Source organism: Pseudomonas sp. Gutcm_11s (assembly GCF_028649395.1).
Classification (GTDB): Bacteria; Pseudomonadota; Gammaproteobacteria; order Pseudomonadales; family Pseudomonadaceae; genus Aquipseudomonas.
Genome location: NZ_JAQSUW010000017.1, coordinates 459719 through 482317, shown reverse-complemented (window position 1 = coordinate 482317; position 22599 = coordinate 459719). Strand labels below are relative to the sequence as shown.

Here is a 22599-nt window from a genome sequence, read left to right as displayed (position 1 = left end):
GGCTCAGGGCCAGTCCCGGCCCTGCATCTGACGCAGCATCGGCCCCATCAGACGTTCGAATTCACCACTGGCCTTGAGCGCCCGCAAGCCGGCGCTGACCCGCGTGGCGATGGCCGCCCCCTGCGGCGTGTCCGCCACCAGCCAGCCGGCGCGGTAGTCGGCGAAGCCCACTCCCTGCAGCTCGTCGCGCAGGCGCAGGCGGTCGATCTCCGGCTCGACGTTGAGCGGCGCCAGCACATAGCCGTCGATGCGCCGGCGCACCAGTTTCTCCAGGCTGCTGGCCACGCTGTTGCTGGGCAGCACCGGAATGCCCAGCGCATCGACATGCGCCCGGTCCGTCTCGATCCGGTAGGGAAAGGCCAGCGCCGACAGCTCGGGACGATCACCGAGCTGCACAGCCAGCTGCTCCCGCCGCCAGCGCTGGCCGAACAGCGGGCGCAGGCGTTCCAGTTGCTGGGTATCGAAACCCAGGCCGCTCTGCGCCAGACGTGCCTCGCTCAGGCGCCAGCGCTCGCTCATCACCTGCCGGCGGGCCAGCGGCTGGTCGCGGCGCGAATAGAGCATGAAGCGCACCGTGCCGATCGACTCCTCGCCATAGCGCAGCCCTTCCGGCGCCTGCGGCAACTCGATGTAGGGAAACTGCAGCTCGGCACGGCCCTGCTGGACCAGCAGCATGGTCCTGGCGAAGGGCTGCAGGCGCACCTCCAGCGTCACGCCCTCCAGCTGCTGGTCCAGCGCAGCCAGCATCTCCAGCAGCGGATTGCGCTCGCCCTCCACGGCCACCCCGACCAGCTCCGCCACGACCACCCGCCAGCGTTCCTCGGCCTGGGCAATGCTGCCGAGGCTGAGGAAGGCGAGCAGCAGGCAGCAGCGGCTAGTACAGCGTCTCGGCCAGCGCATGGATGTCCGCCCGGTGGTTGACCACCAGTTCCAGTTCACCGTTGTCGCCGATGAAATTCAGCGGCGGCAGCAGCTTGTGGAAGGCCGCCAGCTCCACCAGCAGTGGCAGATCGGCATCGACGTTGCGCTCCTTGATGGCATGGAACAGGGCCAGGTTGACCAGGTCGATAAGCCCCAGCTCGTGGCCCTCGGTGCTGGCCCAGTTGCCGGCGGCGCGAATCACCGAGATGTACTCGTCGTTCACCGCCCACTTCTTCAGCACGATCACCCCGAGCGACTTGCTGTATTCGCGGCACAGCTTGTAGTAGAGCTCGCCGGAGGGAATGTCCGCCTCGTCGCGGAAGGCCGAGAGCACCGCCAGGGTACCCACCTCGCTGAGCAGGCTGGCCAGCAGCGCGTGCTCCGGCGTCACGTGGCCGAGCAGGCGGGCGAGCATGGCGCAGGTGCTGGCCTTGAGCGTCAGCCGCCCCCACACCTCGAGGAACAGGCGCTTGTGCGCCGGGCTGTGCAGGGTGAACAGGCTCTTGATGCTGTGCACCATGGTGATGCGGTCCACCTCACGCATGCCGAGCAGGCCGATCACGTCCTGCAGCGTGCGCGGCGCCACCGGGTGCCGGTACAGCGCCCCGGAGGCATGCTTCATCAGCAGCGCAGCCAGCGCCGGGGCACGACTGATCAGCTTCGCCAGCGCCGTAGTGGTGATCCGCCCGTCACTCAGCGCCCGGCGGATGTCCAGGGTCAGCGCCGGCAGGCTGGGCAACTGCTCCTGTCCCTGCATCAGCTGCGACACGACCCGCCGGTAGATCGAATATTCCGTAGTCTCACCAACCAAAGCACACCTCCATGCCCCCAGCATCGAGTGTAGGTGGCCCCTGGCCAGTGGACAGCGAAACACCCCGGCGGCCGCGACTGCCCGCGCCGGCTGTGGCAGGATCGGCACCTCGTTCACGCGCAAGGCCCGCACCATGACCCTCACCTGGTACTGCAAACACCACTCCGACCTGGACAAGCACGAGCTGTATGCCCTGCTCGCGCTGCGCACCCGCGTGTTCGTGGTGGAACAGAACTGCCCCTACCAGGAGGTGGATGGCCAGGACCTGCTCGGCGATACCTGCCACCTGCTGGCCTGGCACGGCGACCAACTGGTGGCCTACCTGCGCCTGCTCGACCCGCAACGTCACGAGGGTGAGGTGGTGATCGGCCGCGTGGTGATCGCCAGCGAGGCGCGCGGCAGCGGCCTCGGCCACGAGTTGATGGAACGCGCCCTGCAGGCCTGCGCCGAGCGCTGGCCGGGGCTGCCGGTCTACCTCTCCGCCCAGGCGCACCTGCAGCGCTACTACGCGCGCTATGGCTTCGCCGCGGTGACCGACGAGTACCTGGAAGACGACATCCCGCACATCGGCATGCGCCGCAGCGGCCAGTAGGCGCGGTTCAGGGCGCGGCGCTGTCGAGCAGGCCGGCGGGAATTTCCTGCTCCACCAGCCAGCGCCGGTAGATCAGGGCGAAGCTGCCGTCGCGCTTCATCGAGTCCAGCGCCTCCTGCCAGTTCTGCACCACCGCGTCGGCAGTGCTCGGCGAGAAGGCGATGTAGGCCTCGCTGTGCAGGAAGCCATACAGCGGCTCGACGCTGCCCGGGCGCAGGCCGCCGAGGGCCAGCAGGCTCTCCAGGGTCAGGTTGTCGGCCACCACCACCGGCACCCGGCCGTGGCGCAGCATGCTCATCATCTGCTGCGGGCCGATCACCCCGTACAGGTTCGGCAGGCCCTGCCCCTGCAGCGCCTGGTAGCTGTACCACTGGCGCGGCACGGCGATGGTGCCGACCTGCGCCGCCTCTTCCAGCGAACCGATGCGGATGCCCGAGCCCTTGAGGGCATAGAAGCTGGTGATGGCCATCGCCAGCGGGCCGACCCACTTGAAACGCTGCTCGCGCTCGGGAGTGCGCATGGTGACGAACAGCGCCGTGTTCGGCTCGTCCTGCGCCGCCTGGTAGCCGCGCGCCCAGGGCACCACGCTGATCACGCCGTGATCGCCGGTGCGCTCGAACAGCTCGCGCACCAGATCCACCGCCAGCCCCACCGGGCGGCCGTCACGGGCGAAGTTCAGCGGCGGATATTCCTCGGTATACAGCTGCAGCGACTCGGCGCGCGAGGTGGCGGCGAGGCACAGGGCGAACAGGCATCCCAGCCAGCGGGTAATACGCATTGCAGTTCACCGGGTCGTGGTCGATCAGAGTGTAGGACTCGCGACCGGCGCCGGTGAGGCTGCTACCCTGCACGCCCCGCCACCACCGATGTCGCACCATGGACAAGCTTCTCCTCCAGCAACAGGTATGCCAGCGCCTCGAGGCCGATCTCGCGCTGCTGGTCGCCGCCGCCGAAACCGCGCGCCAGGCCGCCACCCACGAGGAGAGCAAGGCGGAGAACAAGTACGACACCCGTGGCCTGGAGGCCTCCTACCTGGCCGCCGGGCAGTCGCGCCGGGTCGAGGAAATCCGCCGTGCGCTGAATGCCTGGCGCACCCTGCAGCTGCGCGCCTACTACGACGCCAGCGGCATCCAGCTCGGCGCCCTGATCTGGCTGGAAGACGCCGCCGGTCGTCAGCAATGCCTGCTGCTCGGCCCGGATGGCGCCGGCCTCAAGCTGCAGCACGATGGGCAGGAGGTGGTACTGATCACCACCCAGGCGCCGCTCGGCGCCCAGCTGCTCGGTCGTGGCCCTGGCGACGAGGTGCAGGCCGGCCCTGCCACCTGGCAGATCCTGCGCGTGGAGTGACGCCGCTCAGGGCACGCTGACGCCGAGCGGCGCCGCCAGCCGCGCCAGTTGCCCCGAGGCCACCAGCTCATCGAAGGCGCGGTCGAAGCGCTCGCGCAGTCGGTCGTGGTCGGGATCTCGCGGGAAGGCGAAGTAGCCGCGCTGCACGTCGATCAGCGGCAGCAGCTCGGCGACCGTCTGCTGCAATGGCGCCGTCAGATACGGCTGGGTGTTGCGCTGGTTGCTGGCCAGCAGGTCGATGCGGCCAGCCGCGAGCATGCGCAGGCCGTTGCTCACCGACTCCACCGTGACCGGCTGCAGGCGCGCCCGCGCGTCCTCGAACTGGCGGCCGTAGATCCAGCCGCGCACCACCGCGACGCGGCGCCCCGCCAGGCTGGCATAGTCGCCGTCCCAATCCGCGCGCCGGTCGATGCGCGCATAGAACAGGATGCGGTCCTGGTAGAAGGGCTCGGCAGCGAAGGCGAAGCGCGCCTCGCGCTCGGCGGTGCGATAGGGACCGACCAGGATGTCCGCCTCGCCATGCTCGACCATGCGCTGCGCACGCGCCCAGGGGTACAGCTCGAAGCGCAGCTCGCCACCCAGTTCGGCCGCCAGGCGGCGCAGCACCGCCGGGGCCAGGCCGGTGAAGTCACCGCTGGCATCGCGCTCATAGACCTGTGGAAAGCTGGTGCCGACCACCAGCAGCTCGCGGGCCGCCGACACACCGGCAAACACCCCGCAGCACAACATCAGCAACAACGAGCACAACGTGGGATGGCGCATGTAGCGCTCCTGCTCAGGCCGCTTGGGGAGTCGTATCGCTCAGTAGGTAGGCGTCGAAGCCCAGTTGATTGAGCAGGTGCACGGCCAGCTCGCTGCGAATGCCGCCGTCCGGGGTGACCACGTAGCAGGTGGCACGATCCAGGCTGTCGGCATGCGTGCGCAGGTTGGCCACCGGCAGGTTGAAGCTGTCCGGCAGGTGGCCCAGGCGATATTCCACCGCCAGGCGTACGTCGAGCAGCAGGTACTTGCGGCTGCCCTGGTGGCTCAGCCGATCCAGGTCCTGGCCGCTGATGCGCGGAATCAGGCTCGGCCGCACCAGCTCGACGAACACCTCGCGGTGCAGGCGGGCCAGCTCGCCATCCTCCAGCATGGTCACGCTGGCCGAGCGCACCGCACCGCTGACCAGCGCCTCCTCGCCGAAGAAGTCGCCGCGTTCCAGCACCTGGGTCGGTTGTTCGCGATAGGCCTGCGGCAGGCTGATGCGCGCCCGCCCCTGCTTGATCACGTAGAAGTGCTCGCCCGGCTCGCCATAGGTGACCACCGCCTCGCCGGCACGCACCGCCAGGTATTCGAAGCGGGCCAACAGCGCATGCAGGTGCGATGGCGGCAGGCGGCCGAACAGCGGCGTATTGAGCAGGCGCGCCAGCCAGTCGTCCTCGTCGTGCTCCTCGACCATGCCGCCACCCAGGCTACTGACCTGGTAGGCAGCATCCTGGCTCCAGCCGAGCAAGCGCTCCAGCAACTGGTGCTCGACGGCGAACAGGCGCACGTCGGTGAGTGCCTTGATGCTGTGCGGGTTGGTCTGCCCGGGGTTGAGCGGCATGTGCGCCTGGGGCGAGCCGCCCTCGATGGTCTGCCGGGTTGGCCCGGCATCCACCGCCACCTTGCCCTCCAGCAGGTAGTACTGGGCCAGGGCGCGCTCGCCCTTGGTCAGCAGTTGGGTGCCGGCCGGGTGCTGCAGATACTTGAGCCCGGCATGCAGCTGCTGCCGATAGGCAGGCGTGAGGAAGTCCATCGGACTGAAGCTGCTCAGCTGCTCGGGCGTAAGCGGGGCGCTGCTCATGGCGGTCCCTCCTGCGAGTGATGTCACCACTATGGCACCGCCCGCCGGCAACCCCCATGCCATTGGTCGCACACCAGAAAAGCGCTTTCGAATCAGCAGGTTGTGCACAGAGGCCGGGGATGACTCTGTGGATAAGCCGGTGATGGATGGCTACAGGCCAGCGCTCACGTGGGCTGGCTGGCGTTGCCTACTTCTTGCCCAGGCGCCAGTGGAAGTACAGGCTGGCCGGCCAGGACAGCAGGTTGCTACCGACCATGAAGAGGATGATGCCGGCCCTCAAGGGGCCAGCCTCGCTTACTTTGTCGAAGCCAAAGGCCAGCAACATCAAAGCACCTAGGAGGTGCAGAGGCAGCCACAGATAGATGAGTGCACGCGCACGCGTAGTGATCAGCAAGTAGCTGATCAACGGCGCCAAGATGATCGTCGTCACCACGAGGCTCATCGGCGCCAAGTTGAGCGCCTTGCTTAACCAGGCGATCAGGGCGGTAAGCAGGGCGAGAGCGCCGTAGATCAGGCTGCACCACTTGTACCAGCCGTAGCCGCGTGGCTTGCCGAGAACCACCGCCACATCCCGCCGCAAAGCACTTCCCGGTGTGGCGTAAGGGTTGATCTCATCCATGAGAGCGCTCCGTGGTCAGTCCGCCAGATCGCGCCAGGTCAGGTACAGGCGCAGGTCGAATTCCAGCTGATGGTAGTCCGGCAACATGTACTGGCACAGCTTGTAGAACGCCTTGTTGTGCTCGGCCTCCTTCAGGTGCGCCAGCTCATGCACCACGATCATGTTGAGGAACTCCGGCGCAGCGTCCTTGAACAGCGCGGCCACGCGGATCTCCTTCTTCGCCTTGAGCTTGCCGCCCTGCACCCGCGACACCGCTGTGTGCAGGCCCAGCGCCCGATGAGTCAGGTCGAGGCGGTTGTCGTACAGCACCTTGTCGATGGCCGGCGCGCTGCGCAGGTATTCCTGTTTCAGCTCGGTGGTGTAGCCATACAGCGCCTTGTCGCTTTGCACCTGGTGGCGATCGGGATAACGCTTGGCCAGGTAATCGCCCAGGCGATTCTCGGCGACCATCTGCATCACCTGCTGCTGCAGGTGCGGCGGGTAGCCCTGGAGGTATTTGAAAGGCGTGCTCATGGGCGCAGTGTAACCCCGCCAGCCACCATCAGGGCGCGCAGCCACGCACCGCGGCGTCCAGCAACAGCGAGCAGGGCCGATCAGCCAGATAGCTGCGATAGACCCGCAGCAGCTCATCTGCGCCGTAGCGGCATTGCGCAACCTGGCATTCGGCAGCGAACTCGAAGCGGCTGTCAGCCGGCTCGGCCAGGCGAATGGCAATGGCCGGCCACTCGCTCGGAGCGACCTCATCCGGGGTGAACAACAACCGCCCCTGGCGCTGCAGCAGATGCCCACCGGCGGCGGCATAGTCGAAGACGAACAGCAGCGTGCGCGAGACCTTGGTGGTGCAATCCGCCCGTTCGCCGCAGCTTTGTGGATCGACCAGCACCAGCACAGGTGCAGCCGGTTCGACAGAGCTTGCCTGCCGCGCCTGCTGGACGCAGCCGGTGAGCACCAGCACGGTGCCCCACAAGACGCCACGCACGATGGGCCGCATATTCCCCTCCCCCCAGATAGACGAAAGCCCCGCAGAGCGGGGCTTTCGGTGCAGCAGCTAGCTTAGTTGACCTTGGCGGTCAGCTCGCCGCTGGCGTAGCGCTGGAACATGCCTTCCAGGTTGATCGGCTTGATCTTGGAGGCGTTGCCGGCGGTGCCGAAGGCTTCGTAGCGGGCGATGCAGATGTCACGCATGGCGACGATGGTTTTGGCGAAGAACTTGCGCGGGTCGAACTCACTCGGGTGCTCGGCCATCATGCGGCGGATGGCACCGGTAGAGGCCAGGCGCAGGTCGGTGTCGATATTGACCTTGCGCACGCCGTGCTTGATGCCTTCGACGATTTCCTCGACCGGCACGCCGTAGGTTTCCTTGATGTCGCCGCCGAACTCGTTGATCACCTTCAGCCACTCTTGCGGCACCGAGCTGGAGCCGTGCATCACCAGGTGGGTATTGGGGATGCGCTTGTGGATTTCCTTGATGCGCTCGATGGAGAGCACATCGCCGGTTGGCGGCTTGGTGAACTTGTAGGCGCCGTGGCTGGTGCCGATGGCGATGGCCAGGGCGTCGACCTGGGTGCGCTTGACGAAGTCGGCAGCCTCTTCCGGGTCGGTCAGCAGCTGGCTGTGGTCGAGCACGCCTTCGGCGCCAACGCCGTCTTCTTCACCGGCCATGCCGGTTTCCAGGCTGCCCAGGCAGCCCAGCTCGCCTTCCACGGACACGCCGCAGGCGTGGGCGAAAGCCACGGTCTGCTGGGTCACACGGACGTTGTATTCGTAGTCGGCCGGAGTTTTGCCATCTTCACGCAGGGAGCCGTCCATCATCACCGAGCTGAAGCCCAGCTGGATCGAACGCTGGCACACGTCCGGGCTGGTGCCGTGGTCCTGGTGCATGCACACAGGGATATGCGGGAATTCTTCGATGGCGGCCAGGATCAGGTGGCGCAGGAAGGGTGCACCGGCGTATTTGCGAGCACCGGCGGAAGCCTGGACGATCACCGGGGAGTCGGTCTTGTCGGCCGCTTCCATGATCGCGCGCATCTGCTCGAGGTTGTTGACGTTGAAGGCCGGCACGCCGTAGCCGAATTCGGCGGCGTGGTCGAGCATCTGGCGCATGCTGATGAGTGCCATGGTGTTCCTTTCTCCCGGAATGGGTCGTTGATCGTGCAAGCCTGCCGCAGCGGCGGGCCTTGTTCAAGTTTCAGGGGATCGGGGGTCACCCTCTCCCGCCCCGCGCCCCTTCTCGGCGCGCGGGATTCGAATCCGGCGGGGCTAGGTGCCCGCCGCACTAGCGGCCCGAACCGTGGTCCGAGCCCTGCTTACCGCAATTACTGTGCCTTGCAGCCGCGACCGATCAGGTCGTTGTCCGCCACCCGGTACACCAGGCCTTCCTCGCCCTTGCTGTGGAAGGCCAGGATGCCGTCGCTATAGAGCACGCCGGAACCCGAGGGTTCGCGCTGCAGGCGGTGGACGATGTCACCGCCGCCCAGGCGCAGGTCGACTGCCTCGTCGCCCACCGGTCGCCACAGCACTTCGGCCTGGCTGTCGCAGACCCAGCGGGTCCACTGGTCGGCTGGCTCCGACTGGCTGGCGCAAGCGCTCAGCAGCGGCGCGGACAACGCCAGGATCAATGCTCTCATCGCACACTCCATGTCAGAACGTCAGGGGCAGTTCTGCTGCTCGCTGCCGCTCACCGTCGGGTCGCCGCTGCTCTGCGCCTCGACCCGCTGGTCGTCCTGGGTAGTCGGCAGGATGATCTCGGGCGGGCTCAGCACCTCGCAGGTGCTGGGGGCCGAGCCCTTGCCACTACAACCGGCGAGGCCGGCACAGAGTAACAGTATCGCGAGCTGGCGCATGACCGTGCTCCTTTCTCCGGGGTTCCTGTGCAAGGGACCGCGCGAAGAGGACTTTGGTTTAGCGCCGATGCTCTTCAAGCTGCCGACGACATGATCGTCGGCAGGGCCTTACTTGGCGCGCTGCTCCAGCACTTCCACGGCCGGCAGGACCTTGCCCTCGACGAATTCGAGGAAGGCGCCACCACCGGTGGAGATATAGCTGATCTGCTCGTTCACGCCGTACTTGTCGATGGCCGCCAGGGTGTCGCCGCCGCCAGCGATGGAGAACGCCGGGCTCTCGGCGATGGCCTGGGCCAGCACCTTGGTGCCATTGCCGAATTGGTCGAACTCGAACACGCCGACCGGGCCGTTCCACAGGATGGTCTTGGACGACTTCAGCAGCTCGGCGAACTGCGCGGCAGTCTGCGGGCCGATGTCGAGGATCATGTCGTCTTCGGCGACGTCGGCGATGGCTTTCACGGTCGCTTCAGCGTCTTCGGCGAAGGCCTTGGCCACGACCACGTCAACCGGCAGCGGCACGCTGACCTTGGCCGCGATGGCCTTGGCGGTGTCGACCAGGTCGGCCTCGTACAGCGACTTGCCGACCGGGAAACCGGCGGCGGCGAGGAAGGTATTGGCGATGCCGCCGCCGACGATCAGCTGGTCGCAGATCTGGCTCAGGCTGTTCAGCACGTCGAGCTTGGTGGAGACCTTGGAGCCGGCAACGATGGCAGCCATCGGACGAGCCGGGTTGCCCAGGGCCTTGCCCAGGGCGTCCAGCTCGGCAGCCAGCAGCGGGCCGGCAGCGGCGACCTTGGCGAACTTGGCCACGCCATGGGTCGAGCCCTCGGCGCGGTGGGCGGTACCGAAGGCGTCCATCACGAACACGTCGCACAGGGCAGCGTATTGCTGGGCCAGCTCGTCGGCGTTCTTCTTCTCGCCCTTGTTGAAGCGCACGTTCTCGAACAGCACGATGTCGCCGGCTTTCACCTCGACGCCGCCCAGGTAATCCTTGACCAGCGGTACTTCACGGCCCAGAGCCTTGCTCAGGTAGGCGGCGACCGGTGCCAGGCTGTTCTCCTCGGAGAACTCGCCCTCGGTCGGGCGGCCCAGGTGCGAGCAGACCATCACGGCCGCGCCCTTCTCCAGGGCCAGCTTGATGGTCGGCAGGGAGGCGAGGATGCGCGCGTCGCTCTTCACCACACCGTCCTTCACCGGCACGTTGAGGTCTTCGCGGATCAGCACGCGCTTACCGGCGAGGTCGAGGTCGGTCATCTTCAGAACGGTCATGGTCAGTCCTTCACGGGGCTGGTTACTTGGATGGGTTGGAGACGGCGAGGAAGTGTTCCGCGACGTCGAGCATACGGTTGGCGAAGCCCCATTCGTTGTCGAACCAGGCCAGCAGGTTGACCAGGCGCGGGCCGGACACGCGGGTCTGGCTGCCGTCGACAATCGCCGAATGGGCGTCGTGGTTGAAATCGCAGCTGGCGTGGGGCAGCTCGGTGTAGGCCAGCAGGCCCTTGAGCGGGCCGGCCTCGGCGGCCTGGCGTAGCACCCGGTTGATCTCGGCGGCACTGGTGTCGCGCGCGACCTGCAGGGTGATGTCCAGGCAGGAGACGTTGACCGTCGGCACGCGGATGGCCTTGGCCTGGATGCGCCCGGCCAGTTCCGGCAGCAGGCGCTCGATACCGCGAGCCAGGCCGGTGGATACCGGGATCACCGACTGGAAGGCCGAGCGCGTGCGGCGCAGGTCTTCATGGTGGTAGGCGTCGATTACCGGTTGGTCGTTCATCGCCGAGTGGATGGTGGTGATCGACACGTACTCGATGCCCAGCGTCTCGTCGAGCAGCTTGAGCAGCGGCACCGCGCAGTTGGTGGTGCAGGAGGCGTTCGACACCAGCTTCTCGGCGCCGGTCAGGCGCTGCTGGTTGACGCCGAATACCACGGTGGCATCGACATCCGCCTCGCCGGCCATCGGCTGGGAGAACAGCACGCGCGGCGCACCGGCGTTGAGGAAGCGCTCGCCATCGGCGCGGCTGTGGTAGACGCCGGAGCACTCCAGCAGCAGGTCGATGCCCAGGCCGGCCCAGTCGATAGCCTCTGGCTCGCTCTGGCGCAGGACCTTCACGCAGTCGCCGTTGATGTGCAGGCAGTCGCCGTCGACCTTCACCTCGCCGGGGAAACGGCCGTGGGTGGAGTCGAAGCGGGTCAGGTACTCGATGCTGGCCTGGTCGGCCAGATCGTTCAACGCGACTATCTCGAAGCCGGCCGCGGCGCCGCGCTCGTGCAGGGCGCGCAGCACGCAACGGCCGATGCGGCCGTATCCGTTGAGGGCGACTTTAAGCGGGCGTTTGGCCATGGCGGGGTCTCGGCGTGGCCCCCTCATGCAAGGGGGCCGGGCGCATCAGGCGTCCAGCAGCTCGGCGGCGGTTTCCAGGATGTTGGCGACGGTGAAGCCGAACTCCTCGAACAGCTGCGCGGCCGGGGCGGACTCACCGAAGGTGGTCATGCCGATGATCCGACCTTCCAGGCCGACGTACTTGTACCAGTAGTCCGCGTGCGAGGCCTCGATGGCGATGCGCGCGCCGACCTGCAGCGGTAGTACGGCCTGCTTGTAGGCAGCGTCCTGCTGGTCGAACACGGAGGTCGACGGCATGGAGACGACGCGGACCTTCTTGCCCTGCTCGCTCAGCTTGCCTGCGGCCTCTACGGCCAGGCCGACTTCCGAACCGGTGGCGATCAGGATCAGCTCCGGCTCGCCGGCGCAGTCTTTCAGCACGTAGGCGCCACGGGCCACATCGGCCAGCTGCTGGGCATCACGGCTCTGGTGCGGCAGGTTCTGGCGGCTGAAGATCAGCGCGGACGGGCCGTCGTTGCGCTCGATGGCGTATTTCCAGGCCACGGCGGATTCCACGGCGTCGGCCGGGCGCCAGGTGTCGAGGTTCGGCGTGCCACGCAGGCTGGCCAGCTGCTCGATCGGCTGGTGGGTCGGGCCGTCTTCGCCCAGACCGATGGAGTCGTGGGTGAACACGTAGAGCACGCGCTTTTTCATCAGCGCGGACATGCGCACGGCGTTGCGCGCGTATTCCATGAAGATCAGGAAGGTCGCGCCGTACGGAATGAAGCCGCCGTGCAGGGCGATGCCGTTCATGATGGCGCTCATGCCGAACTCGCGCACGCCGTAGAACAGGTAGTTGCCGGCGGCGTCAGTGGATTCCACACCCTTGCAGCCCTTCCACAGGGTCAGGTTGGAACCGGCCAGGTCGGCGGAACCGCCGAGGAACTCCGGCAGCAGCGGGCCGAAGGCGTTCAGCGCGTTCTGGCTGGCCTTGCGGCTGGCGATGGTCTCGCCCTTGGCGGCCACTTCGGCGACGTAGGCGGCGGACTTCTCGGCGAAGTCGGCCGGCAGCTCGCCAGCCAGGCGGCGCTTGAGCTCGGCGGCCAATTCCGGATGGGCGGCGGCGTAGGCGGCGAACTTGTCGTTCCACGCGGCCTCACGGGCGGCACCGGCTTCCTTGGCGTCCCACTCGGCGTAGATTTCCGAAGGGATCTCGAACGGGCCATGGTTCCAGTTCAGCGCGGCGCGGGTGGCGGCGATCTCGTCGTTGCCCAGCGGGGCACCGTGGCACTCTTCCTTGCCGCCCTTGTTCGGCGAACCGAAGCCGATCACGGTCTTGCAGCAGATCAGGGTCGGACGGTCGCTGGTCTTGCGCGCGGTCTCGATGGCGGTCTTGATCTCGTCGGCGTCATGGCCGTCGACGTTGCGGATCACCTGCCAGCCGTAGGCCTCGAAGCGCGCCGGGGTGTCATCGGTGAACCAGCCGTGGACTTCGCCGTCGATGGAAATGCCGTTGTCGTCGTAGAAGGCGACCAGCTTGCCCAGGCCCAGGGTACCGGCCAGCGAGCAGACTTCGTGGCTGATGCCTTCCATCATGCAGCCGTCGCCGAGGAAGGCGTAGGTGAAGTGGTCGACCACTTCATGGCCCGGGCGGTTGAACTGCGCACCCAGCACTTTTTCGGCAATGGCGAAGCCGACGGCGTTGGCGATGCCCTGGCCCAGCGGGCCGGTGGTGGTCTCGACACCCGGGGTGTAGCCGTATTCCGGGTGGCCCGGGGTACGACTGTGCAGCTGGCGGAACTGCTTGAGGTCGTCGATGGCCAGGTCGTAGCCGGTCAGGTGCAGCAGCGAGTAGATCAGCATCGAGCCGTGGCCGTTGGACAGCACGAAGCGGTCGCGGTCGGCCCAGTTCGGGTTGCTCGGGTTGTGCTGCAGGAAGTCGCGCCACAGCACTTCGGCGATGTCCGCCATGCCCATGGGGGCGCCTGGGTGGCCGCTGTTGGCTTTCTGCACAGCATCCATGCTGAGGGCACGAATGGCATTGGCTCGCTCACGACGGCTGGGCATCGCTGAATCTCCTGCGGGGGCTGCTTCTAAATGAAGGGGGGCGGAAAAAGGCGCGTATTTTCGCCCAGCAGGCGCCGTCGGGGCAATGAAAGATCGACGAAAGCCGCCAAGCAACGCCCGTACAAGGCATTGCAGCCGCCCCACCAAGCAATATCAAAAAGTTTTGATATTGCTGTTGCTGGATGAAAAGTGACCGACTAGACTGCGGCCCTTATGAACATGCGCGCGCCCCAGCTCCGCTTCGAGCCAGCCGACGAACTCGCTGCCCTGTGCAAGGCCGGCGGTGATCCGCTGCGCCTGAACGTGCTGCGCGCACTGGCCAACGATTCGTTCGGCGTGCTGGAGCTGGCGCAGATCTTCGCCATCGGCCAATCCGGCATGAGCCACCACCTCAAGGTGCTGGCCCAGGCCGGCCTGGTGGCCACCCGCCGCGAGGGCAACGCAATCTTCTACCGCCGCGCCCTGCCGCAGGGCGAGCTGCTTGGTGGTGCGCTGCACAGCGCGCTGCTGGCCGAGGTCGACGGCCTGCAACTGCCGGACGAGGTACAGGCGCGCATCGCCGCCGTACACGCCCAGCGCGCCGCCGCCAGCCGCGACTTCTTCGCCAAGACAGCAGACAAGTTCCAGGCCCAGCAGGACCTGATCGCCGGCCTGCCGCAGTATCGCGACAGCGTGCTGGCCCTGCTCGATGCGCTGGGCTTTGCTGCCGGCAGCACCGCGCTGGAAGTCGGCCCCGGCGACGGCGGCTTTCTGCCGGAACTGGCGCGGCGCTTCGCCCGCGTGGTCGCGCTGGACAACAGCGAGGCGATGCTGGAGCTGGCTCGCCAGCGCTGCGAGCAAGAACAACTGGGCAACGTCGAGCTACAGCTCGCCGATGCACTGAACGATGAAATCGGCGCCGCCGACTGCGTGGTGGTGAACATGGTCCTGCACCATTTCGCCGCCCCGGCCGAGGCGCTGAAACAGCTGGCCCGCCTGGTGAAGAACGGCGGCAGCCTGCTGGTGACCGAGTTGTGCAGCCACGACCAGAGCTGGGCCAGGACGGCCTGCGGCGATCTCTGGCTCGGCTTCGAACAGGAAGATCTGGCCCGTTGGGCCGATGCCGCGGGGCTCACGCCCGGCGAGAGCCTCTATGTGGGCCTCAAGAACGGCTTTCAGATTCAGGTACGGCACTTCGCCAAGCCGGATGCGAAGCAAACCCGCCAAACCAGGTATGAATAGGAATAGGATTTTAAAATGAGCGAATACTCCCTGTTTACCTCCGAATCCGTGTCCGAAGGCCACCCGGACAAGATCGCCGACCAGATTTCCGATGCCGTCCTCGACGCCATCATCACCCAGGACAAACACGCCCGCGTGGCCGTGGAAACCCTGGTCAAGACCGGCGTCGCCATCGTCGCCGGCGAAGTCACCACCAGCGCCTGGGTCGACCTCGAGCAGATCGTCCGTGACGTCATCTGCGACATCGGCTACACCAGCTCCGACGTCGGCTTCGACGGCGCCACCTGCGGCGTGATGAACATCATTGGCAAGCAGTCCCCGGACATCAACCAGGGTGTCGACCGCGCCAAGCCGGAAGACCAGGGTGCCGGCGACCAGGGCCTGATGTTCGGCTACGCCAGCAACGAAACCGACGTGCTGATGCCGGCACCGATCCGCTTCTCCCACGCCCTGGTCGAGCGCCAGGCCGAAGCTCGCAAGTCCGGCCTGCTGCCGTGGCTGCGCCCGGATGCCAAGTCCCAGGTCACCTGCCAGTACGAGAACGGCAAGGTGGTCGGCATCGACGCCGTGGTGCTGTCCACCCAGCACAACCCGGAAGTGTCGCTGGCCGACCTGCGTGAAGGCGTGATGGAGCTGATCATCAAGCACGCCCTGCCGGCCGAACTGCTGCACAAGGACACCCAGTTCCACATCAACCCGACCGGCAACTTCGTGATCGGCGGCCCGGTGGGCGACTGCGGTCTGACCGGCCGCAAGATCATCGTCGACTCCTACGGCGGCATGGCCCGTCACGGTGGTGGCGCCTTCTCCGGCAAGGATCCATCCAAGGTCGACCGTTCGGCTGCCTATGCCGGTCGTTACGTAGCCAAGAACATCGTTGCCGCCGGCCTGGCCGACCGCTGCGAGATCCAGGTGTCCTACGCCATCGGCGTGGCCCTGCCGACCTCCATCTCGATCAACACCTTCGGCACCCACAAGATCGCCGAAGACAAGATCATCAAGCTGGTGCGTGAAGTGTTCGACCTGCGTCCGTACGCCATCACCAAGATGCTCGACCTGCTGCACCCGATGTACCAGGAGACTGCAGCCTACGGTCACTTCGGTCGCACCCCGCAGCAGAAGACTGTCGGCAACGACACCTTCAGCACCTTCACCTGGGAGAAGACCGACAAGGTCGCCGACCTGCGCGCCGCTGCCGGCCTCTAAGCCCGCGCCGCAAGAACGCCGCCTGCCTACCCGGCAGGCGGCGTTTTTTTATGCCCTGCATCAAGGCCGGGCCGGCAGATCCATGCCAACATGCAACCCTCCCTGCCCCGCAGCGGTCCACTCTGCAACCGAGGAGGAACACGTCATGCCCCATCAGCATCTGCTGGCCATCACCCTGCTTACCGCCTGCGCCACTCTCACTGCCCTGCCAACCACAGCTGCCGAAACCACCGGCTGCGCCGCCAAGCGCGAACACCTGCAACAGCAGATCGAGGAGGCCAAGGCGCAAGGCAATCGCGACCGCCAGTCCGGCCTTGAGGAGGCGCTGAGCCAGGTCGTCGAACACTGCGACGACGCCAGCCTGCACAAGTCGCGCGAAGAGAAGGTGCTGGAGGCGGAACACGAGGTGCGCACCCGTGAAGCCGAGCTGAAGAAGGCACTGAGCAAGGACGACCCGGAAAAGGTCGAGAAGCGCCGCGCCAAACTGGCCGAGGCCCGCGAAGAGTTGCGCGAAGCCCAGGAGGCCCTGCAACGCTGACCCGACACCGTCCGACGGCTCGACTAGGCTATTGCCGGTCACTCACGAGCAAGGACGCTCGCCATGTACCGCTGGATCGCCTCATTCGGCCTGCTCGCCTGCGCGGCGCAAGCAGCCCCCTGCCCCGACTGGCCCGCCACCCGTGCCCACGAGGAGATCGCCGCCCTGGAGCAGCGCATCGCCGAATGGGACCTGGCCTATCACGCACAGGGCCGCGCCCTGGTCGACGACGACATCTATGACCAGAGCCGTAGTCGCCTGACCCAATGGCGCGCCTGCTTTCCCCAGGCGGCCAACCATGACGATGCGACGCTGCGTGGCGCCAACGGACCGCTGATCCACCCCGCACCCCAGACCGGCCTGGCCAAGCTGCGCGACGAAGCGGCGGTGCGCACCTGGATGTCCGGCCGCGAAGATCTGTGGATCCAGCCCAAGGTCGACGGTGTGGCCGTCACCCTGGTCTACCGCGACGGCAACCTGCAGCAGGCGATCAGCCGCGGCGACGGGCGCAGCGGCCAGGACTGGACGGCGCGCGCCCGCATGATCGACGCCATTCCCCGGCAGCTGCCGCGCCACGACGAGCTGATCCTGCAGGGCGAGCTGTATTGGCGTACCCCCGCCCACGTCCAGGCGCGCGATGGCGGCAACGGCCTGCGTGGTCAGGCCGCCGGCGCCATGGCCCGCGGCGAGCTGGATGCGGCACGAGCGGCGCAGATCGGCCTGTTCGTCTGGGACTGGCCCAACGGCCCCGCGAGCATGCCCGAACGCCTGCAGGGCCTGCGCGAACTGGGCTTCGGCGACAGCGTCGCCCTGACTCTGCCGCTGCGCAGCGTGGAAGAAGCCGAGCAGTGGCGCGAGCGCTGGTATCGCCAGCCGCTGCCCTTCGCCAGCGATGGCGTGGTACTGCGCCAGGGCAGTCGCCCCAGCGGCGATGGCTGGGTCGCCGAGCCACCGAGCTGGGCAGCAGCCTGGAAGTATCCACCACGCCAGGCCCTGGCCGAGGTGCGCGATGTGCAGTTCCGCATCGGTCGCACCGGGCGCATCACGCCACTGTTGCAACTACAGCCGGTGGAGCTCGATGGGCGCCGCGTGCAGCGCGTCGGCCTCGGCTCGCTGCAGCGCTGGCAGACCCTGGACATCCGTCCCGGTGATCAGGTGCAGGTTGCCCTCGCCGGCCTGACCATCCCGCGCGTCGACAGCGTGGTCTGGCGCAGCCAGCAACGCGCCGAACTGCGCGTGCCGGACCCGGCGCAACACCATGCGCTGAGCTGCTGGCGGCCGACGCCCGGCTGCGAGAGCCAGTTCGCCGCGCGCCTGCAATGGTTGGGCGGCAAGCGCGGGCTGGGCATGTCCGGCGTTGGCGCCGGCACCTGGGACAAGCTGCGACTAGAAGGTTTGCTCGGTTGGCTGGAGCTGCGCGAGAGCGACCTGGCCGCCCGACCCGGTCTGGGCCAGCGCAGCGCCGCCAACTTGCACGCGAGCTTCACCGGCGCGCGCCAGCGCCCGTTCCAGCAGTGGCTGGTGGCGCTGGGCCTGCCACCGAGTGGCTCGGCTCCGCTGCAGGGCGACTGGCAGACGCTGGCCGCGCGCAGTGTCGGCGACTGGGACAGCTACGCTGGCGTGGGGCCCACCCGCGCAGCCCAGCTGGCAGCCTTCTTCCGCCACCCGGAGGTGCTGCAGCTGCGCGAGCAGCTGCAGAGCGCAGGGGTCGCCGGCTTCTAGGCGGTAACTAGTAGATGCGGAACTCTTCGTGGCAGGCCTTGCAGGCCGCCTCGACCTTGGCCACCGGAGCCTCCAGCGTTTGGGGCTGCAAGGGTTTGGCCTGCGCCGCCGAGCGCAGCTCGCCAGTGGCCGCCTCCAGCTCCTTGGCCAGTTGTTGGAAGCGCTCCTGGCGCTGCCAGACCTCGTCGCGGGCGTGGCTGTCGTCGCCGCTCTCGCGCACCTGAGGGAAATACTGCCAAGGCTGGCGCGACAGCTCGTCGAGCTTGACCGAGCCTTCGGCGAAACGCTGCTCGTTGAACGGCAGGCGCCCGCGCAGCATGCCGCCAAGGTCCTCGCTGCTGCGCAGCATGTCCTTGAACAGCGTCTGGCGTTTGCCCAGCGGCGAATTGGGGTCGACCCGGTCGCAGCCGGCCATCAGGGTGCAGGCCAGCAGGGCCAGGAGCAGTTTGGACTTCATCATCTACAGCCGGTGAGGGGCGGAGGGGGCGACAGTATTGCCAGTCTCCGCCCGCCCGCCAAGCGCTAGGCTGTCGCAGGCTCTTCCTTGAAGCGGTCGCGGATGTAGGTGATCTCGGTCTTGCCGTGCGGCGCCGGCAGGCCATCCGCGCCGAGGTTGACGAACACCAGGCGGTCGATGGTCAGGATGCTCTTGCGGGTGATCTTGTTGCGCACCTCGCAACGCAGGGTGATCGAGCTGCGGCCGAATTCGGTGGCGGTCAGGCCCAGTTCGATGATGTCGCCCTGGCGCGCCGAGCTGACGAAGTTGATCTCGGAGATCAGCTTGGTCACCACGCTCTGGCTCTCGAGCTGGATGATGGCGTAGATCGCCGCCTCCTCGTCGATCCACTTCAGCAGGCTGCCACCGAACAAGGTGCCGTTGGGGTTGAGGTCTTCGGGCTTGACCCATTTGCGTGTGTGGAATTTCATCGCCACTTTCTCCTGTCTGGTCGGTCAGTTTCGAGCGACAGGATGAACCGCAGCGGCGCCGATGTCCCGGCAAGGTTTTCAATCGGCCCGATAGCCACTCAGAACCTGCTTACGGTCTTCTGGATTAGAGCCAGACGGCGTTAAAAACGGCAGAGGAAGCGGAGTTTACGAGTGGTAAATGAGCATTCCGAGGTCGTTTTTAACGCCGTATGGCCGCGAGCCAGGAGATCGTAAGCAGGTTCTCAGGTGCGGAAGCGGCCGAGTTGCTCGTTGAGCCGGCGCACCTCGGCCTGGATCTGCGAACTGGCCTCCACCACCAGATCGGCATCGCCGTGGCTGCGCTCGGCCAGACCGGAGATGTGCACGATGCGCTGGTCGATCTCCGCCGCCACCTGGCTCTGCTGCTCGGCGGCGGTGGCGATCTGCGCGTTCATCGCATTGATGCTGTCCACCGCGCCGACGATATGCCCGAGCACCGTCGTTGCCTCGCCGATGTGCTGCAGGTTCTGCCGCGCCATGCCCTCGCTCTGCTGCATCGCCACCACCGCCTGGCGCGCGCCGTCCTGCAGGCGCTGGATCATCGCCTGGATCTCGCCGGTGCTCTGCTGGGTGCGACTGGCTAGGGTGCGCACCTCGTCGGCAACCACCGCGAAGCCGCGCCCGGCCTCGCCGGCCCGCGCCGCCTCGATGGCCGCGTTGAGCGCCAACAGGTTGGTCTGCTGGGCGATGCCGGTGATCACCTCCAGCACCTGGCCGACGCCGGCGGTCTCCGCCTCCAGCTGCTCGACCTGGCGCCCGCTGTGCTGCAGCTGACCGGTCAGCGCCTCGATCAGTTCGGCACTGCGCCGCACGGCCTGCTGGCCGGAGCGGGCATGGCCGTCGGCCCCACGCGCGGAGTCGGCAGCGCCCACCGCGTGGCGTGCGACCTCGGCCACGGTGGCGCTCATCTCGTTCATCGCCGTGGCCACCTGGTCCAGGTCCTCGTGCTGCTGGCGCACGTCTTCGCCCGCCGCACCGGCGGCACTGGCCGCCTGGTCGACATGCCGGCGAGTGCGCTCACCGCTGTCCTTGACCTGCGCCAGCAGCGCACGCACCTGTTCCTGCATGCGGTTGTAGCCAGCGAAGATGCGGCCGATCTCGTTGTCCGCCTGGCCGCCCTGCAGGGCGCTGGTGAAGTCGCCGGCGCCGACCTTGGTCAGCGCCCCCTCCACCGCGCGCAGGTCGCGCATCAGCGGACTGAGACCGAACTGCCGACCGAGCACCACCAGGGCCAGGATGCCCAGCACGCAGGCGAAGGCCAGCCACATCTGCCGGCGCTGCGAGCTCTCGGCGTGTGCGGCCATCAGCCCCACCGCCTGGTTCATCTCCTTGAGCAGGGTCAACGAGGCCGTCTCCAGCGCGCCCAGATCGGCCTCGCCACCGCCAGCGACCTGCTCCAGGCGCGGACGGAAAGCGCTCCACAGCTGGCCGACCTTGGCCATCTGCGCCTGGATCTGCGGCGAGCGGATCACGCTGATGTTGCGCGCCGGATTGCCGGCCAGCAGGTCGCGGTGGGCCTGGTCGAACTGGGCGATGGTGGCGTCCAGCGCCGCGCGCTGGCTGGCGCCCTGGCGCAGCAGCAGCGCCTCCTTGGTCATCTTCTGGCTGAGCATGCGCTGGGCGCCGGCCACGTTGATGGTCTCCGGCGACACCGACATGCTCAGGTACAGGGCCACCGAAGCGGTGACGGCGAGCACGAACATCAGCGCGTAGGAGAACAGGAACTGCTGATTGAGGGTGCGCATGCCGACCAGGCGCAGCAGGTTGTCGAAGAGGCGGGTGGGCGACATGGCGGTGACTCCGGCAGAACGGTCGCCAAACCGGCGGCCAATACCTGCTGCAAGCAAGATCATGGCCAGCGCTGGCGGCCTAGCCTGGCAGGCATTCGCGCGATTTCGCACCAACCAGGTGCACCACGTACTCACAACGCCCCATCGCGTGACGACGGAAGACCTTGGGCTGAGCCGTCTGGCTGGCTATAATCGCCGGGCTTCACGCGATCGGCTCCGCCCGGTCGTGCCCGCCACCTGTCCGAGGGGCGCTGCAGCAGCCTGAAATATCTGTTTCGAATCCCCAGCCCCGCATTCCAGCAATGCCCCGCGGCGGACTCGAACCAGATGCTCAGTCTGTCAGGCTCGGATGGGGCGTTAACCATACGCATCAACGGCGCCCATTCGCAGACAACGAATGGAGTGCTATTGCATGGCTTTCAATGATTTCAAAGTCGCCGACATTTCCCTGGCCGAGTGGGGCCGCAAAGAGCTGATCATCGCCGAGTCGGAAATGCCGGCACTGATGGGCCTGCGTCGCAAGTACGCTGCCAGCCAGCCGCTCAAGGGCGCGAAGATCATCGGCTGCATCCACATGACCATCCAGACCGGCGTGCTGATCGAGACCCTGACCGCGCTGGGCGCCGAAGTGCGCTGGTCGTCCTGCAACATCTTCTCGACCCAGGACCAGGCCGCTGCTGCCATCGCCGCCGCCGGCATCCCGGTCTTCGCCTGGAAGGGCGAGACCGAGCAGGAGTACGAGTGGTGCATCGAGCAGACCATCCTGAAAGATGGCCAGCCGTGGGACGCCAACATGGTGCTGGACGACGGCGGTGACCTGACCGAGATCCTGCACAAGAAATACCCGCAGATGCTCGAGCGCATCCACGGCGTCACCGAAGAGACCACCACCGGTGTGCACCGCCTGCTCGACATGCTCAAGGCCGGCACCCTGAAAGTCCCGGCGATCAACGTCAACGACGCGGTCACCAAGAGCAAGAACGACAACAAGTACGGCTGCCGTCACAGCCTGAACGACGCCATCAAGCGCGGCACCGACCACCTGCTGTCGGGCAAGCAGGCCCTGGTAATCGGCTACGGCGACGTGGGCAAGGGCTCCGCCCAGTCGCTGCGTCAGGAAGGCATGATCGTCAAGGTTTCCGAAGTCGACCCGATCTGCGCCATGCAGGCCTGCATGGACGGCTTCGAGCTGGTTTCCCCGTACAAGGACGGCCTCAATGACGGTAGCGAAGCCAGCGTCGACGCCGCCCTGCTGGGCAAGATCGACCTGATCGTCACCACCACCGGTAACGTCAACGTCTGCGACGCCGGCATGCTCAAGGCCCTGAAGAAGCGCGCCGTGGTGTGCAACATCGGCCACTTCGACAACGAGATCGACACCGCCTTCATGCGCAAGAACTGGGCGTGGGAAGAGGTCAAGCCGCAGGTGCACAAGATCCACCGTACCGGCGCCGGCAGCTTCGATCCGACCAACGACGACTACCTGATCCTGCTGGCCGAAGGCCGTCTGGTGAACCTGGGCAACGCCACCGGCCACCCGAGCCGCATCATGGACGGCTCCTTCGCCAACCAGGTGCTGGCGCAGATCTTCCTGTTCGAGCAGAAGTACGCCGACCTCTCCGCCGAGAAGAAGGCCGAGCGCCTGACCGTGGAAGTACTGCCGAAGAAGCTGGACGAGGAAGTGGCGCTGGAGATGGTCAAGGGCTTCGGTGGCGTGGTCACCCAGCTGACCAAGCAGCAGGCCGATTACATCGGCGTCGACGCCTCCGGCCCATTCAAGCCGGACACCTACCGCTACTGATGCACCGGGAAGG

At 66.9% G+C, this 22599-nt stretch carries 24 protein-coding genes and 1 riboswitch; of the genes, 7 read left to right on the top strand and 17 right to left on the bottom strand.

From position 1 onward, the window contains the following. Nucleotides 1–3: 3 nt before the first annotated feature. Together PTT45_RS20720 and PTT45_RS20715 are read right to left on the bottom strand one after the other, a co-directional pair. Entirely contained in the window at nt 4–900 is an 897-nt protein-coding gene (locus tag PTT45_RS20720; protein WP_273815879.1) for a hypothetical protein, read from the bottom strand. After that, the gene (locus PTT45_RS20715; protein ID WP_273815878.1) at nt 875–1690 is read right to left on the bottom strand and encodes an HDOD domain-containing protein; all 816 of its coding nucleotides are present in this window, start codon (nt 1688–1690) and stop codon (nt 875–877) included. The genes PTT45_RS20720 and PTT45_RS20715 overlap by 26 nt, the downstream gene beginning before the upstream one ends. A 175-nt stretch (nt 1691–1865) precedes the next feature. Here PTT45_RS20715 and PTT45_RS20710 point away from each other — a divergent pair, with 175 nt between their 5' ends. Further along, the gene (locus PTT45_RS20710) at nt 1866–2324 is read left to right on the top strand and encodes a GNAT family N-acetyltransferase (protein WP_273815877.1); all 459 of its coding nucleotides are present in this window, start codon (nt 1866–1868) and stop codon (nt 2322–2324) included. Between the two features lie 7 nt (nt 2325–2331). Here PTT45_RS20710 and PTT45_RS20705 read toward each other — a convergent pair whose 3' ends face one another. Then, nucleotides 2332–3102: a substrate-binding periplasmic protein gene (locus PTT45_RS20705; RefSeq protein WP_273815876.1), complete on the bottom strand. Its 771-nt coding sequence runs from the start codon at nt 3100–3102 to the stop codon at nt 2332–2334. 98 nt (nt 3103–3200) lie between these two features. Between PTT45_RS20705 and PTT45_RS20700 the strand changes: the two genes are divergently transcribed. Then, a complete protein-coding gene (locus tag PTT45_RS20700; RefSeq protein WP_273815875.1) occupies nt 3201–3671 on the top strand; it encodes a transcription elongation factor GreAB in 471 nt (156 codons plus the stop codon). Between the two features lie 6 nt (nt 3672–3677). On the opposite strand, the gene PTT45_RS20695 is transcribed toward PTT45_RS20700, so the two are convergent. The 11 genes from PTT45_RS20695 to tkt all read right to left on the bottom strand — a co-directional run bounded on the left by PTT45_RS20695 (nt 3678) and on the right by tkt (nt 13342). After that, nucleotides 3678–4433, bottom strand: coding sequence for a substrate-binding periplasmic protein (locus PTT45_RS20695; RefSeq protein ID WP_273815874.1), 756 nt, complete (start codon nt 4431–4433; stop codon nt 3678–3680). Nucleotides 4434–4446: 13 nt separating this feature from the next. Further along, nucleotides 4447–5496 carry a cyclic nucleotide-binding domain-containing protein gene (locus PTT45_RS20690; RefSeq protein WP_273815873.1) on the bottom strand — a complete coding sequence of 350 codons (1050 nt, stop codon included), beginning with the start codon at nt 5494–5496 and terminating at the stop codon, nt 4447–4449. Nucleotides 5497–5683: 187 nt separating this feature from the next. Further along, a complete protein-coding gene (locus PTT45_RS20685) occupies nt 5684–6115 on the bottom strand; it encodes a hypothetical protein (RefSeq protein WP_273815872.1) in 432 nt (143 codons plus the stop codon). Nucleotides 6116–6130: 15 nt separating this feature from the next. After that, nucleotides 6131–6628 carry a M48 metallopeptidase family protein gene (locus PTT45_RS20680; protein WP_273815871.1) on the bottom strand — a complete coding sequence of 166 codons (498 nt, stop codon included), beginning with the start codon at nt 6626–6628 and terminating at the stop codon, nt 6131–6133. Nucleotides 6629–6656: 28 nt separating this feature from the next. Continuing rightward, nucleotides 6657–7106, bottom strand: a complete 450-nt coding sequence (locus PTT45_RS20675; RefSeq protein WP_273815870.1) for a hypothetical protein — start codon at nt 7104–7106, stop codon at nt 6657–6659. Between the two features lie 62 nt (nt 7107–7168). Beyond that, nucleotides 7169–8233: a class II fructose-bisphosphate aldolase gene (gene fba, locus PTT45_RS20670; RefSeq protein ID WP_273815869.1), complete on the bottom strand. Its 1065-nt coding sequence runs from the start codon at nt 8231–8233 to the stop codon at nt 7169–7171. Nucleotides 8234–8430: 197 nt separating this feature from the next. After that, on the bottom strand, nt 8431–8742 hold the full coding sequence (locus PTT45_RS20665) for an MliC family protein (protein ID WP_273815868.1): 312 nt from the start codon (nt 8740–8742) through the stop codon (nt 8431–8433). 21 nt (nt 8743–8763) lie between these two features. After that, nucleotides 8764–8958, bottom strand: coding sequence for a hypothetical protein (locus tag PTT45_RS20660; protein WP_273815867.1), 195 nt, complete (start codon nt 8956–8958; stop codon nt 8764–8766). 108 nt (nt 8959–9066) lie between these two features. Next, the gene (locus PTT45_RS20655; RefSeq protein WP_273815866.1) at nt 9067–10227 is read right to left on the bottom strand and encodes a phosphoglycerate kinase; all 1161 of its coding nucleotides are present in this window, start codon (nt 10225–10227) and stop codon (nt 9067–9069) included. 22 nt (nt 10228–10249) lie between these two features. Continuing rightward, complete coding sequence (epd, locus tag PTT45_RS20650; protein ID WP_273815865.1) at nt 10250–11296, bottom strand: erythrose-4-phosphate dehydrogenase; 1047 nt, start codon at nt 11294–11296, stop codon at nt 10250–10252. 45 nt (nt 11297–11341) lie between these two features. Continuing rightward, complete coding sequence (gene tkt / locus PTT45_RS20645) at nt 11342–13342, bottom strand: transketolase (protein ID WP_273815864.1); 2001 nt, start codon at nt 13340–13342, stop codon at nt 11342–11344. 213 nt (nt 13343–13555) lie between these two features. Here tkt and PTT45_RS20640 point away from each other — a divergent pair, with 213 nt between their 5' ends. The 4 genes from PTT45_RS20640 to ligB all read left to right on the top strand — a co-directional run bounded on the left by PTT45_RS20640 (nt 13556) and on the right by ligB (nt 18029). Continuing rightward, on the top strand, nt 13556–14563 hold the full coding sequence (locus tag PTT45_RS20640) for an ArsR/SmtB family transcription factor (RefSeq protein ID WP_273815862.1): 1008 nt from the start codon (nt 13556–13558) through the stop codon (nt 14561–14563). 15 nt (nt 14564–14578) lie between these two features. Continuing rightward, on the top strand, nt 14579–15769 hold the full coding sequence (gene metK / locus PTT45_RS20635; RefSeq protein ID WP_273815861.1) for a methionine adenosyltransferase: 1191 nt from the start codon (nt 14579–14581) through the stop codon (nt 15767–15769). Between the two features lie 145 nt (nt 15770–15914). Further along, entirely contained in the window at nt 15915–16307 is a 393-nt protein-coding gene (locus PTT45_RS20630) for a DUF1090 domain-containing protein (RefSeq protein ID WP_273815860.1), read from the top strand. A 63-nt stretch (nt 16308–16370) separates the two neighbouring features. Next, complete coding sequence (ligB, locus tag PTT45_RS20625) at nt 16371–18029, top strand: NAD-dependent DNA ligase LigB (RefSeq protein WP_273815859.1); 1659 nt, start codon at nt 16371–16373, stop codon at nt 18027–18029. Between the two features lie 7 nt (nt 18030–18036). Here the strand turns inward: ligB and PTT45_RS20620 are convergent, their stop codons facing one another. From PTT45_RS20620 to PTT45_RS20610, 3 genes are all read right to left on the bottom strand, one after another. Next, on the bottom strand, nt 18037–18486 hold the full coding sequence (locus tag PTT45_RS20620; protein WP_443218218.1) for a c-type cytochrome: 450 nt from the start codon (nt 18484–18486) through the stop codon (nt 18037–18039). 65 nt (nt 18487–18551) lie between these two features. Continuing rightward, a complete protein-coding gene (locus PTT45_RS20615; protein WP_273815857.1) occupies nt 18552–18956 on the bottom strand; it encodes an acyl-CoA thioesterase in 405 nt (134 codons plus the stop codon). 242 nt (nt 18957–19198) lie between these two features. Beyond that, on the bottom strand, nt 19199–20785 hold the full coding sequence (locus tag PTT45_RS20610) for a methyl-accepting chemotaxis protein (RefSeq protein WP_273815855.1): 1587 nt from the start codon (nt 20783–20785) through the stop codon (nt 19199–19201). A gap of 237 nt (nt 20786–21022) precedes the next feature. Then, nucleotides 21023–21174: riboswitch (S-adenosyl-L-homocysteine riboswitch) on the top strand. 23 nt (nt 21175–21197) lie between these two features. Between PTT45_RS20610 and ahcY the strand changes: the two genes are divergently transcribed. After that, nucleotides 21198–22586: an adenosylhomocysteinase gene (gene ahcY, locus PTT45_RS20605; RefSeq protein WP_273815854.1), complete on the top strand. Its 1389-nt coding sequence runs from the start codon at nt 21198–21200 to the stop codon at nt 22584–22586. The last annotated feature ends 13 nt before the right edge of the window (nt 22587–22599 follow it).